Source organism: Mucilaginibacter sp. (assembly GCF_025362475.1).
Taxonomy (GTDB): domain Bacteria; phylum Bacteroidota; class Bacteroidia; order Sphingobacteriales; family Sphingobacteriaceae; genus Mucilaginibacter.
Genome location: NZ_JANYGH010000002.1, coordinates 1 through 14,406, shown reverse-complemented (window position 1 = coordinate 14,406; position 14,406 = coordinate 1). Strand labels below are relative to the sequence as shown.

The window sequence follows — 14,406 nt, the reverse complement described above, 5'->3', positions numbered from 1 at the left end:
TATTATTGTTGGGGTTAGTGTTTCTGTTATCGATAAATGTAAATTAGCTTTTACAAAAGTAGGCCTACTATTCCTTTGTCATTATAAACGCTTGAAGCATCTATTACCCGAATGCATATTCGCCATGCAGACCCGATCTGTATAGTTTATAGATCCTTCGCTATCGCTCAGGATGACAAAATAATAGGAAGGCCGTATTGATGCTAAAATCCTTGTATGTTATGCTGATAAAGCAGGATAGATAAAAAGAAAATTATTTTTATGATTGTGACCGGCTTTGTCTTATTGTGTATAAGGCAGGTGTTACAGCAAATAAACACGGTATTGCATTTACCAATTGATGCACTATTAGTTTTTACCAACAGATAACCTATATGTTAAAAATGAAAAGTAATGTTTTATTAAGCTGCATGTTTGTTTTGCTGACATCATCTGCCGCCTTTGCACAAAAAAAGTTTAATGGCCTTGATGTTGGCCTTGGTAACCTGTACCGTACCAGCGATGCCAAAACACGATCAATAAGTCCGGAGAACTTTACCGGCGAGAAAGGCAAGGGTGGTATGGCCACCACCGGAACAGGCAGCAATGCATCGCGCGATCTGGGGCAAACCTGGAAAGTGAGCCCAAGCGTGGTGATCAAAAAACATACTACTTATACCATTGCCGAAATTAATGAGTCGGGCGCCATACAGCACATCTGGATGACCCCTACCGGCAACTGGCGCTATAGCATCCTGCGTTTTTATTGGGATGATGAAACAACCCCATCCGTTGAGGTACCTGTAGGCGATTTCTTTTGTATGGGCTGGGGTAAGTATTCGCCCCTGTCGTCGTTAGCGGTCGCGGTAAATCCCGGCAGCGCTTTTAATTGTTACTGGCCAATGCCATTCCGCAAAAAATGCCGCATCACTATGGAAAATATCGACGATAACGATATGGTGCTTTATTACCAGGTTGATTACACCCTGACAGATATCCCTGATGATGCGGGGTATTTTCACGCACAGTTTCGCCGTACCAACCCCCTCCCTTATAAAAAAGATTATGTTTTGGTAGATAGCATTGTTGGCAAGGGCCAGTATGTGGGTACTTACCTGGCCTATGGCAGCAACAAAAATGGCTGGTGGGGCGAGGGCGAGATCAAATTTTTTATGGATGGCGATACCAAATTCCCTACCATAAACGGTACCGGTACAGAGGATTATTTCTGCGGATCATATGATTTTGATACCCGCCACAAAGATGCCGATGGCAAGGAGGCAGAGCATACCGAATACACTGAATTTAATACGCCTTACAGCGGCCTGCCACAGGTGATTCGCGGCGATGGGCATTACAACGTAGCACAGCGGTTTGGTTTATACAGATGGCATATTGTTGACCCTATCCGCTTTGAAAAAAGCCTGAAGGTTACCATACAGGCCCTGGGTTGGCGGCACGACGGGCGATATATGCCTTTACAGGATGATATTGCCTCCACCGTATTCTGGTACCAAACCGGCGCGCACACCCCATTTCCTAAATTACCCTCACGAGACGAATTGGAAGTAAACTGATGAAACTATATAAAACCACCAAAGGAATAATCCTGGAGCAAGCCGGGGCTGCCTATATTGTTGACGACCAATGGGACACACTGATTAACCGGGATAACCTGGCCGCATACCTGCAGGAAATCATTGATGATACCACAGCTTTAGGCGCCGACGTGCAACATGAGTTTTTGAACGGGCCACTACTACCTCCTATAGGCGCACAGGAAGTTTGGGCCGCAGGCGTTACCTACCTTAAAAGCCGGGATGCCCGTATGGAGGAATCTGAAAGTTCTGGCGCGGCAAGCTTGTATGATAAGGTATACGATGCCCCAAGACCCGAGTTGTTCTTTAAAGCTACAGCACAACGGGTATCCGGTCATGGTGCAGAAGTTTATATCAGGAAAGATTCAGAATGGAATGTACCCGAGCCGGAGCTGACCTTATATATTAATTCCAAAGGGAATATTCAGGGATATACCATCGGCAACGATATGAGCTCGCGGAGCATCGAGGGCGAGAACGCCTTGTACCTGCCCCAGGCCAAGATCTATGAAAAAAGTGCTGCTTTAGGCCCATGCCTGTATGTAAGCGCTGAGCCAATACCCGGCGAATCGGCCATAAAACTGGTTATTAAGCGTAATGACGTGCCTGTTTATGAAGACGAAACCACCATATCCCGGATTAAACGATCGTTTACCGAACTGGTGGGCTATTTATATGCCGAGTGCGATTTTCCGCAGGGCTGTTTTTTGATGACAGGTACCTGTTTGGTACCGCCGCCTACATTTACCCTGCAAGTGGGCGATGTAGTGGTTATTACTATCGATAACATTGGCACTATGGTTAATATTATAGGCATTAATCCCAAACATAAATTATAAGGCTATGAGCGCTTTAAAAATCTCTTCCCTGGTTATGTTGGCGGCAAGTATTACATCATGTACCATGCGCATGCCCCCGGCTACTAAAGGTAGTTTCAGGTACGATTTGGAGTTTTTAAAGAAACATGGCAGCGTTGTGGTTTTAAAAACTAAAGATAGCAGCGCAAGGGTTATCGTTTCTCCAAAATACCAGGCCAAGGTATTTACCTCCACCGCCGATGGTTTGGATGGAAACAGCTTTGGCTGGATCAAATATGAAACTTTCGACCTTAAGCAACCCGACCCGCACATGAATGCCTTTGGTGGCGAAGACCGCCTTTGGCTTGGTCCCGAAGGTGGCCCGTTCTCCGTGTTCTTTAAGCCAGGCACCAAAATGGAATTTGATAACTGGCATACTCCCGCAGCAATTGATAATGAAAACTGGGAGCTGCTTTCCTCATCAGATACAAAAGCATCTATGAGCAAGGCTACCCAGATGCAAAATTACGCGGGTACGCTGCTTAACATCAAGCTGGAACGTGATATCGAAATATTGGAGCCGAATGTGATTAACCAATTACTGGGTATCAGTACAAATGATTCGGTAAAATCGGTTGGCTTTAGCACCATCAATACTATTATTAATGCCGGCGATAAAGCCTGGGATAAAACTACCGGCGCTCCCTGTTTATGGAATTTGGATATGTTTACGCCATCGCCCAAAACCATTATCGTAGTGCCCTATATAGATAAAGCAACAGGCAAAGTAGCTACCACTAATTATTTTGGCGAGATAGCTAAAGACAGGATCACCTACGGCAATGGCACCCTCCTTTTTAAAGCCGACGGTAAATCGCGCGGTAAGCTGGGCATCCCACCCAATCGGGCCAAAAACATGGCCGGCAGCTATGATGCCAGTAACAAAGTATTAACCATTACCGTTTTTGATATAGATAGCGGTGCAAGCTATCTTAACCAGGAATGGAAACCCGATACAGCCCCTTTTTCCGGCGATGCCGTGAACGCTTATAACGATGGCAAATTAGCCAATGGATCGCAAATGGGGCCGTTCTACGAAATTGAAAGCGTATCGCCAGCCGCGTTTTTGAAACCCGGCGAAAAGCTAACACATAAACACAGCGTGTTTCATTTTACCGGAGATGAAAAAGCCTTGAATAGTATAGCATTAAAAACGCTGGGTATTTCGCTTAAGGATATTACATCAGCATTAAAATAAAAACCAATCAAATAAACCAATTATAACAAACAACCAATGGCAAAAAATAAAGATCTGTTAGCAATAACCCTCATTACTTCCCTGTTTTTTATATGGGGCTTTGCGCTAAACTTAAATCCAATCCTCATACCTCACTTAAAAAAAGCCTGCCAGTTAACTGATTTGCAGTCTTCATTAATTGATTCTGCATCTTATTTTGCCTATTTCTTGTTGCCTATCCCGGCAGCCCAGTTCATGAAACGGTATGGCTATAAAGGAGGAATTTTATTGGGGCTGATACTTTTTTCGGTAGGAGCATTTTTGTTTTACCCGGCATCCATTGTAAGAAACTACGCGTTTTTCCTGGGGGCTTTGTTCATCATATTTTCCGGGGCCGCTTTTTTAGAAACTGCCGCCAATCCGTACATCACCGCCATTGGTGATCCTGCAGGCGCAACCCAACGTATTAATTTCGCCCAAACATTTAACGGCCTGGCAGCTGCCCTTGCGCCTTTAATCGGCGGTATTTTTATTCTATCGGGCAAAACCCTTACTGCTGTACAAGAATCGGCCATGTCATCAGGCCAATTGAATACTTATTTAAATAAAGAAGCGTCATCGGTACAAATACCTTACATCATTATTGCTCTTGGTGTGCTGGTGGTAACTGTTCTTTTATGGAGAACACATTTACCCGAAATTGTCGAGGAAGGCGAAGGCTCACCGCTACATGAAAACTTATCATTTTTTCAACGCACAGGTGCACTTTTAAGAGAGAAGAACCTGAATTTTGGTGTAGCTGCACAATTTTTTTACGTAGGTGCACAAGCATGTGTTGGTAGTTTCTTTATCCGTTTTTCTGAGCGCGTATCCGGCATGGATGAAAAAACCGCAGCTTATTATTTAACTGCAGCTTTAATAGCCTTTTTGGCGGGCAGAGCCGTAGGCACATTTTTAATGACCTTTATTAACCCGGTAAAACTGCTGGCCATTTATGCCGTTACCAATGTGCTGCTTATTTTACTATCGGTATTTCTGCATGGCAAGTTCCCGGTATTTGCATTGATAGGCGTGGAGTTTTTTATGTCGATCATGTTCCCAACCATATTTTCATTAAGCATCCGGGGCTTGGGCACCAAAACCAAGGAAGGTTCATCACTGGTAATTATGGCCATTGTAGGTGGCGCGGTTTTCCCGCCTATTATGGGCAAACTATCTGATATGACCAACATCCAGGTAGCTTACCTGGTACCCGCAGCCTGCTTTTTATTCGTTTTTTATTTTGCAGTTAAAAACCTGAAGGTGAAAGAGGCGACAGAGGTGAAACTAAGCGTTTCTCATTAATAGTATTTGATATTTTACAACATATAAGCATGAATTTACAACTTACAGATAAGGTAATTATAGTAACCGGTGGTGCAAAGGGCATTGGCGAGGGCATTGTTAAAGTACTGGCTGCTGAGGGCGCCATACCCGTTATTGTGGGCCGTAGTGAAGTGGATAACCTTAAAGTAGTGCATGAAATTGAAGCGGCAGGCGGTAAGGCTTTCCAGGTAGTTGCAGAACTTACCGATCCTACAGCAAGCGAGAACGCTATTAATGCAGTAGTTGCCAAATTTGGAAGAATTGACGGCCTGGTGAATAACGCTGGCGTTAACGATGGTGTAGGTTTAGAAAGCGGCAACTATGAAGGCTTTGTTGCCTCCCTGCATAAAAACCTGGTACATTATTACCTGATGGCACATTTTGCTTTACCCGAACTTAAAAAATCAAAGGGAGCCATCCTTAACATCACTTCAAAAACAGCCGATACCGGGCAGGGCCATACATCTGGCTACGCGGCATCAAACGGTGGCCGCAACGCTTTAACCCGTGAATGGGCTGTGGAGCTGCTGAAATACGGCATCCGTGTAAATGCCATTGTAGTAGCCGAATGCTGGACACCACTATATGAAAACTGGATAAAAACCTTGCCTGATCCGGGTGCTAAACTGCAGGAGATTGAGGCAAAAATACCATTAGGCAACCGCATGACCACAGCCGAGGAACTGGCCAATACCACCGCCTTCCTGTTGTCGCCAATGTCAAGCCACACCACCGGGCAACTCATACATGTTGACGGAGGTTATGTGCATTTAGATAGGGCGCTGGCAAACGCGTAGGCCTGCGTTTTAAAAGGTTTGTCATCCTGAGTTGTAAAATCCTGTGGCCTCTAAAGGGGGAAATGACGTTAAAAAGGTTTGTCATCCTGAGGAACGAAGGATCTATTAACAGACTGTACAGGGCGAAAAAGCATAGCGAATAATAGATCCTTCACTTTGTTCAGGATGACAAATTTTTTTTAAAAAGCACGTCATTGCGAGGTACGAAGCAATCCCCGACTTACAGAGTAGCTCTACAAATCCGATTTGTACAGTTTGGGATTGCTTCGTACCTTACAGCAATGACGACCGTTTTTTACGGGCATGCGCAATATATTACAACACAAATGCCTTTAAATAGGAGTTGGATTGGTTACCCCAGTCTTTCATAACCCCGGTTAGTGTAGCAGATAATTCCTTCCGGTTTACCTGTTTACCTTTTTTGGGTGCGGTAAGAGCTTTATCGTCAACAACTATCTCGTTCACTTTGGTGGCAAACCACGTTACGTTTTCGTGAGGAATAGCGAGGCCCAATATCATCCCAGGCAAGCCGGCAAATGACTCCGGTCCGCCGGATACGGGTATATCATCGGTATAAAAGGCTACAACATAAATCGAATCCAATACCAGCGCATTAGCCCTGCGACATGTAAACCCGGCTATTTCGCGAGTTTCGGTGGTTATTTTCCAGTCTATTTTACGTACACTATCCTTTACCAGGAAAACCGATTCAAAAACCTTTTTCTGGTTAATACTGGTATTGGTATTTAAATCTGTTTGTACAACGTTATTTTGCCCAACCATCGGGTTATCCAGGAAAAAAGTATTGCTTACGTTCTCGGGCTCAATAGGCGTAAACAAAGTTTTGTTATTGCCAAAGGCAAGGGTACTTTTCAATTTCCTGAATTGCGGCTGATTTTTCTTGTATGAATCAAAAGCCGGCTGCAGCCACGCTTCATTATCCTTATCAATTATTTTTTGAAAAACGGCATACATGTTCACGCTTTTTTCAAACTCGATGGTGCCATTGGTTGTAAAGTGCTTGTTTTGGGCAAACAGCGTATTGCCGCCAAGCATAAATAAACAGGTTGCAAATAAAATGAGTTTTTTCATGGTTGGTTATTTTTTAGGTGCTGCGCCGCCGCCAACGTGGTTAAAGTCCCAAACAAGCGAAAGCATAAAGAATCTTCTGATAGCGGTATATCTTTCCTGCGAAAGTTGGTTAGCACTCCCGGTTCTGCTATAACCGGTATTTTGATTTAGCAGATCGTTACCGGCAAGGTATATTTTAATGCTTTCATCTTTCATGAATGATTTACCGATGGTGGCATTTAAGATCGTTTTTCTGAAATCCTCTGGAAACGACTGTGTTTTTGCATTAAACTGGTAATTACAATCAGACCCGATGGTGAAATGCAGCGGCAGGTAAATATTAAATCCGCCGCTGGCCTGAAAGCCGCGACCATTATTGTTAATATTGGGTTGCAATGAGGATGAGTTTATGGTATAAGTAGGCCCAAAGGACGCATTGATATCATACTTTTTCTGTTTGTACTTTGATAACCTGAATTCGGCCGAGTAGGTATATGATTGTGTTTTATTTAACAGGTTGGCGCCCGAATCAATTTTAGAGTAATTATAATAGGTATTGCCATTGGCGTTTATACCCAGGCCGGCGTTGATATCAACCTTCGGTATTTTTCTGTCAAAGTAAATACTTCCATACATATTTACAGTTTGCTTATTTTTAAGGTTGGTGTATTGATAGGTACTTGCACCGTCAATAGTAGATACATTGCTCACAATGGGGTTATAGGTATTGGAATAGGATCCATACAGCCATATAGATTGTCCGCTCAGTACTTTATAGGAGTTATAGCTAAAATTTAAGCGGTTGGTGTATGATGGCCGCAGGTTAGCATTACCCAGCGTAATGTTCAGGTTATCGGTATTTACTTTTACGGGTTGTATCTGATCAATCGTTGGTTGAGTAGTATTACCATTATAGCTCAGCCTTACCGATTCCTGCTGAGAAAAGCGATATTGGAAAGTGGCTTGCGGAAACCAGTTGGTAAAATTACGAACACGCTCGGTGCCCGTGATTTCATTTATCTGTTTAAAATTAACGGCCGAAACTCGCGAACCAAAATTAAATGTACTCTTCTTGCTTTTGTAATTGAAGTTTAAGCCAAACTGGTTTGATACCTGGTTTATCTTATAATTATTACTTACCGTAGTATCAAGCATATTATACTGTTTTGAGCCATCAGGATTAGTTCCCGAAGCGTTGTATGATCGCCTGTCGGCACTGTTGTTACTCACGTTGATGCCATAATTTACAATTGCCGAAAAGGTTTTTGAAAGCGGCTCGGTATAGGTAAGGTTTGTGTTTAAGATATTGGTTTTAATGTTTGTTGTTTTACGCTGATCAGTGATGGTATCTTTAGTGGCAGTCGCGGTGTTATCAAAAGCTGTTGTATCAAAGAATTTAGTTCTGGCATATAAATGCCCATCCGAATTACTTTGATTAAATCCCTCGGTTACGTTTACCGATAAGGTACGACCAACCTTTTTAAACTTCTTGGTATAAAACGCGCTGGCATTAAATATTTTTTGATGCACATTATTATCAATAGTACGGTTGTTGGTGTTTTGCAGTGATCCATCGGCCCGCTTGCTCACATAATCATAAGTATTATTAGTGATGGTGTTTTTATCTGTTCCATCAACCATCAATTTTAAATTTTGTGCAGTATCAAGCTTTACCTGGTAGGTAAGATCCAGCTTTTGACGAAACATGTGGTTGTGAAAAATCTGATCAGAGTTATTAGTGGTAAAGGTATTGCCGTAATTGTTTTGCGTTAGCGTAGTTTTGGTACCATCAACATTTAACGAACCTATTTTAAAATTGCCGTTGATAGATTGTTTATCGCCGTTCCATTTGGTATCGTAATGCGCACCCGCCGATCTCGCAAGGGGAATCCCCTCACCATCAAACCGGCCACTAAACGAGTCAAGGTCGTCGCCACCTCCGCCATTGAAATAAATCTCACCCCCATCGCCAAATTCAAGACCGCCACTGCCGCCGTATTTGCTGTTATCATCCCAGCCTAAACCTACTTTACCCGTATTGCCCAAAGTGCCATATACCGAAAGCTTTTGCTTGCCCTTAAACCTGTTGAAAAGTATCTGCTCCTGGTAGTATTTATCGGTACCGCCATCAGCATCTATTTTACCAAAATAGCCGTTCTTTTTATCCTCTTTAAGTTTAATGTTGATGGTTTTATTCTTTACACCATCATCGATACCGGTAAAAGCGGCCTGGTCGCTTTTTTTATCATAAAGCTGTACCTTATCCACCATATCGGCACGCAGGTTTTTGGTAACCAGGGTAGGGTCGTCACCAAAAAACTCTTCCCCATCAACCAATACTTTACTTACGGTTTGGCCCTGAGCGGTAATTTTGCCGTCTTTATCCACCTGTATGCCCGGAAGCTCTTTCAGCAAGTCCTCTACCTTAGCATTGGGTTGTACCGTGAAGGCTTTGGCATTAAATTCGGTCGTATCGCCCTTAATTTTAACAGCAGCTACCTGGGCTTTTATAATTACCTCTTTAAGCAGCTGTGTTTTAAGTATCATACCAATATTGCCAAAATTATGTGTAGTGTGTGCAGAATCCAACGTAAAGCGCTCTACAAAATCGGCATAACCAGAGTAGGATACCAGCAGGATAAACTTTCCCTTTTTAAGGTTGTTTATGGCAAATTGCCCTTCGTTTACCCTGGTAAATTTTTGCAGAATGGAATCTTTGGCATTTAAAACAGCTACTGTGGCATTGGTAAGTTTTGAGTTTGATGCTGTATCGGCAACCAAACCTTTAATGGAATAACTATTTTGCGCAAAAACAGAAAACGTACTTAAGCAAAATATTATTAGTGCAGGAATTGTGATTTTCATAAGGTAGTTTATGAGAACCAAGGTATAACTAAGTTTTTAGTAATCAAAGCTATTTAACACTTGTGCTATGAAATTTAACACTTTAGCGCCAAAATTTAACATTTACAATGGATAGATATTATTGAAACTATTGATTTACAAACAAATAATAAAAGCGTAATATTTGTAATACAAAATACTACACAGGCCTTACTCCTTTTCTTTACTTTTTTTATATGCCACCCAAACATAAAACGGTACACTGATCATCAGCAATAAAAAACCATAATAAACGGCCTCCTTGCCAGTACCGGCAATATTCCACAACGCATAACCAAACGCTAAAATGGCCAGCAGTACAGCACCCGCCCAGCCGTTGGTTTGTTTAGCTTTTGCCTTGATGATGAGGTACGAGGCGGCAGATAGCAGGTAAGGGATCAACATAGATAATAAGGATAGCAGCAGTAAAAACCTAAACTGCTCAACAAGTCCTTTGGTATAATTCATGCTCATGAAAACAGATACAAGCGCGCTGCTTAAAAGAATCCCTACATAAGGCACCCCTTTTTTATTCTGCCTGGCAAATATCGCCGGGAATAGTTTATCCTTTGCAGTAGCAAAGGGCATTTGCCCCTGCATCAGCGTCCACCCGTTAAGTGCGCCAAAAGCGGCAATGGCCACACCCGCGCTTACCCAATAGCGGGCACTGCTACCGTAAATTACAACAGCGGCATCGGCATATGGAGTAACGGAACGCTGTAATTGCGCCGCCGGGATTATTCCCAATACACTTACACTACCCAAAATATAAACCAAAGTGGCTATAAATAAACCGATCATGGTTGCTTTAGGTATCGTTTTCTCCGGATTGATTACACTACCCGCGGGTATAGTGGCACATTCGATACCTATAAATGAAAACATGGTCAGGGCAGCAGTAGCGCTTATTGCACCATAAGTAGTGTTGCCGCTGCTGTTAAAGGGCGTAAAGTTTTTAAGCTGTAAAAAAAACAAGCCGCCAACAGCCACCAGTAGCAATGGCAAAACCTTAAGAATAGTTGTTATCAATTGCAATTTGCCGCTGGTAACAACACCAAGCGTATTGATATAGGTAAGTAACCAAATCGCGCACAGACCAGTTGAAACAGCCGCAATATTACTGGTGGCCAGTATCGGGAAAAAAGTACTAAGCGCGCTCACCAATGATATGGTGATAGCCGCGTTGGCGCATGAGGTAGATATGAAATATCCCCAGGCTACCAGGAATCCTGCAAAATCGCCAAAACCATTGCGGGTAAATGCATACGGCCCCCCGGTAGCATGCGGCAACAATTTGCTCATATTGCTGAAAACTTTGGCCAGGAAGAACGAGCCAATGGCCGAAAACACCCAGCCCAGCAAACCTATACTACCAAACCCGGCCATGGCCGCTGGCATCAAGAATACACCGGCACCTATCATATTGCCCACCACCAGGGAGGTGCTCGTCCATAAACCTAATTTTTTTTCAGATGCGGGCATATATGTTCTGTTTATAAAGGACGATAAGATAGGGTTTTTATTAAATATGGATGATAAAATTATTGATACGTATGATACATAGTATTAGCTTCCCGACAACTTTTTATTTGCGGCGGCAAAGTTTTAACCCGCTTATCAAAAACATTTAACATCTAAAATCCTTATAATACCGGCAATGTTTGAAATGTTACGTTAACCCATTCAAATAATATTGATCTTTTTCTGATCCTCGAAATGATAAAGCACAATTTTTTACGCGTGAAAAGGCTTTCAATAAGTTTGGCACATCGGCCCATAACGCATATTACAGTTATTGGTATTGCGTTAATCATGATCAGTTTTACGGTTATCGTAAAAAAAAATAAACTCCTTGTTGCAGATGCAAATAACGGCGGCTTATACCTCCCTGGTAATTTTAAAGCCTTTATTGTTATTGATAGCCTCGAGGGCCGGGCACGCCATCTTGCCGTAAATACAAACGGCGATATTTATGTAAAACTCCGCTTCCCCGATTCCATTGGCGGCAATGTGGCCGCCCGTGATACCGATCAGGATGGCAAAGCTGACATCATTCAAAAATTTGGCGATTACGATGATAAGGGACCTTATGGCACGGCCATGCGCGTTCATAAAGGTTATCTGTATTTCAGTTCGGAAGTAAATGTTTACCGAACTAAATTGAACCCGGCAACGTTGGTACCTGATGGCCCGCTGGAGTTGATATTGCATGATGCGCACGGTGAGCACGAGCACGATGCCAAACCCCTTGCCTTTGATAATGACGGGCATATGTACGTAGCTTTTGGCGCACCATCAAACGCCTGCCAGGAACAAAATCGTGTGCCGGGCTCACCAGGGGTAAAGGGCTGTCCGCTTTTGCAGGAATATGGAGGCATTTGGCAATTTGACGAGGCCAAGCCCAACCAGCAGCAAAAAGATGGCATCCGCTACGCCACTGGCCTGCGCAGCGTAGTGGCTATGGACTGGAATACCGCCGATAACTGCCTGTATATAGTCGCCCATGGCCGGGATGACTTTCGCCTGCTATTCCCTAAAATCTTTAGTGCCTGGCAAAGCGCGGTTATGCCTGCAGAGGAATTTTTAAAGATAAAAAAAGGCACCGACGTTGGCTGGCCCTATTATTACTATGATCCTATTAAACATAAAAAATTACTGAACCCCGAATATGGGGGCGACGGCAAAAAAGCTGGTAACGGCGCCCGGTATGCGCAACCATTGATAGCTTTCCAAGCGCATTGGGCACCCAACGACCTGCTTTTTTACACCGGCAACCAATTTCCGGCCAGGTATAAGAATGGCGCATTTGTAGCTTTCCATGGGTCAACCAACCGCTCGCCCTATCCGCAGGCAGGATTCTTTGTGGCGTTTATTCCTTTTAAAAATGGTGTCCCCACTGGTTCATGGGAAATATTTGCAGATGGCTTTGCGGCACATAATACCGTGGTAAGCGTAAGTGACGCAGTTTGCCGCCCTATGGGATTATCTGTTGGCCCCGATGGTTCGCTTTATGTAAGCGATACCGAAAAAGGCAGGGTTTGGCGCATTTTTTACCAAGGCGATAAAAGCAAATTCGCCGATGACCAACTTGCCAAAATGGAACTGCGTAAAAAATTACCGAATTTTAAAATGCCCAACCCTGTGCGTAATAACATAGCCACCGGTATGCTCAAAGGCGGAGCCAAAATATATGCTAACTATTGTGCCAACTGCCACCAAAAAAACGGGAAAGGCGATGGCAACCTATTTCCGCCGCTAAATGGATCTGAGTGGGTTACCGGCGGTAAATACATGGAAAAAGACCTGGCCATACAGGTTTTGCTAAATGGCCTGGAAGGACCGGTTAAGGTTAAAAATAAACCATATAATAGCGTAATGCCCAAGCATAATTTTTTAACCGATGCCCAAATAGCACAAGTGCTTACCTATATCCGCAGTAATTTCGGTAACAACAGCAGCCTGGTTACCGCATCAGAAGTTAAAAAGGTAAGGGCAAGCCTGGGCGTAAAATAAACATTCACCGGATAGAGCAGGCACCGGATCTTTTCCTGCTCGTTGATTTACAAACTCCTTAATCTATCATCTTATAGTTTCTTAATTACCTCCAATTTTCTTATTCACTAATGGCTGCCACAACCGCTACAACCAGATGCCGAGCAGCCAGAACAGCCACTACTGCACCCGCTATCGCCACCATGACCATCATGCCCGGAATGGCCACCATGATGAACATTGTCATCACCACTGCAACCATTGTCGCTGCAACCACCGTTACTGCTCCCTCCACTTTCATTTTGATAAACAGCTATTACTACTATAACAATAACAGCTACCATTATACCGATAGCTATAGCAGTTTCTGAAGCCTGAATAAACAAGCCCACAACAATAATAAGCATGAGTAATATTGCCACCTGGCTCCCGTTCCCGGGTTTGCGCAGCAGCCAATACCTGGCCATATTTACGCGTTGGAAATTGATATCAGTGAAACGAGTGATGTTATTTTGCCATATATCATCGGGTGGGGCAATATCAAAGAATTGCGTATATAACTGTTGGGTACGCGTATAATAGCCATTAAACTTACCAGCCTCGGCCCTACCTCCCCGGGTTGGGTTATGGTGAATTTCCTGCCCGAGGACGTCTCGACACAGACCAGTCCAGTATGATTGAGTATAAGTTAAATGCAGGTGCCAGGCCTGGTCTACAGGATCAGATGGGGTAACTCCATCTGAACTGATACAGCAAAGGAAAATGAATTTTTTATATTCGATGATAACCCGTTCGGTATAAACTTTAGTCCAACCATTTTCACGTGCCAGCCTTTCCGAAAACGTAAAATCAACTTCGGGACCATCTAATTGAAAGTCTTGAATGTTTTGCCAAAGTTGTGCCTGTTGGGATGTCATGGTTTAAGGTATATGCCTTAAATGTAACAAAAAGAACGGCAAACGAAAAAGGAACTGAAACCAAGGCGAAGCCAGGAAGTTGCCGGTATAGATAAGAAAAATTACTATAAACGCAAAAACCCCTCATCCGATAGATGAAGGGTTTCACGATTCAGCCTTTTGGGGCTTTTAAGATTGGGCACCGACCTACTCTCCCACGTTTTACCGCAGTACCATCGGCTCTGGCGGGCTTGACTTCTCTGTTCGGAATGGGAAGAGGTAGACACCGCC

Annotated in this window: 10 protein-coding genes and 1 rRNA gene; 6 read left to right on the top strand and 5 right to left on the bottom strand. The window is 43.4% G+C overall.

The genetic code is table 11. The features are described 5' to 3' along the window. The first annotated feature begins 383 nt into the window (after positions 1–383). Genes Q0R88_RS00970 through Q0R88_RS00950 form a run of 5 tightly spaced genes read left to right on the top strand, consistent with a single transcriptional unit; the run spans position 384 to position 5,773 of the window. A complete protein-coding gene (locus tag Q0R88_RS00970) occupies positions 384–1,556 on the top strand; it encodes a glycoside hydrolase family 172 protein (RefSeq protein WP_295711304.1) in 1,173 nt (390 codons plus the stop codon). After that, entirely contained in the window at positions 1,556–2,416 is an 861-nt protein-coding gene (locus Q0R88_RS00965; RefSeq protein WP_295711302.1) for a fumarylacetoacetate hydrolase family protein, read from the top strand. The genes Q0R88_RS00970 and Q0R88_RS00965 overlap by 1 nt, the downstream gene beginning before the upstream one ends. Before the next feature lie 4 nt (positions 2,417–2,420). Further along, the gene (locus Q0R88_RS00960) at positions 2,421–3,632 is read left to right on the top strand and encodes a DUF6786 family protein (protein WP_295711300.1); all 1,212 of its coding nucleotides are present in this window, start codon (positions 2,421–2,423) and stop codon (positions 3,630–3,632) included. 36 nt (positions 3,633–3,668) lie between these two features. After that, the gene (gene fucP / locus Q0R88_RS00955; RefSeq protein WP_295711298.1) at positions 3,669–4,955 is read left to right on the top strand and encodes an L-fucose:H+ symporter permease; all 1,287 of its coding nucleotides are present in this window, start codon (positions 3,669–3,671) and stop codon (positions 4,953–4,955) included. Between the two features lie 29 nt (positions 4,956–4,984). After that, positions 4,985–5,773 carry an SDR family oxidoreductase gene (locus Q0R88_RS00950; protein WP_295711296.1) on the top strand — a complete coding sequence of 263 codons (789 nt, stop codon included), beginning with the start codon at positions 4,985–4,987 and terminating at the stop codon, positions 5,771–5,773. Positions 5,774–6,088: 315 nt separating this feature from the next. Here the strand turns inward: Q0R88_RS00950 and Q0R88_RS00945 are convergent, their stop codons facing one another. From Q0R88_RS00945 to Q0R88_RS00935, 3 genes are all read right to left on the bottom strand, one after another. Further along, the gene (locus Q0R88_RS00945; protein ID WP_295711294.1) at positions 6,089–6,865 is read right to left on the bottom strand and encodes a GLPGLI family protein; all 777 of its coding nucleotides are present in this window, start codon (positions 6,863–6,865) and stop codon (positions 6,089–6,091) included. Between the two features lie 6 nt (positions 6,866–6,871). After that, a complete protein-coding gene (locus tag Q0R88_RS00940; RefSeq protein ID WP_295711292.1) occupies positions 6,872–9,709 on the bottom strand; it encodes an outer membrane beta-barrel protein in 2,838 nt (945 codons plus the stop codon). 189 nt (positions 9,710–9,898) lie between these two features. Continuing rightward, positions 9,899–11,209 (bottom strand): amino acid permease, encoded by a 1,311-nt coding sequence (locus Q0R88_RS00935; protein WP_295711290.1) that lies wholly within the window; start codon positions 11,207–11,209, stop codon positions 9,899–9,901. A 330-nt stretch (positions 11,210–11,539) separates the two neighbouring features. Here Q0R88_RS00935 and Q0R88_RS00930 point away from each other — a divergent pair, with 330 nt between their 5' ends. Then, on the top strand, positions 11,540–13,240 hold the full coding sequence (locus Q0R88_RS00930) for a c-type cytochrome (protein WP_295711288.1): 1,701 nt from the start codon (positions 11,540–11,542) through the stop codon (positions 13,238–13,240). Between the two features lie 107 nt (positions 13,241–13,347). Here the strand turns inward: Q0R88_RS00930 and Q0R88_RS00925 are convergent, their stop codons facing one another. Both Q0R88_RS00925 and rrf read right to left on the bottom strand, forming a co-directional pair. Beyond that, positions 13,348–14,136, bottom strand: a complete 789-nt coding sequence (locus tag Q0R88_RS00925; RefSeq protein WP_295711287.1) for a hypothetical protein — start codon at positions 14,134–14,136, stop codon at positions 13,348–13,350. Between the two features lie 173 nt (positions 14,137–14,309). Continuing rightward, positions 14,310–14,406 (bottom strand): 5S ribosomal RNA (gene rrf, locus Q0R88_RS00920); the annotation flags it as partial.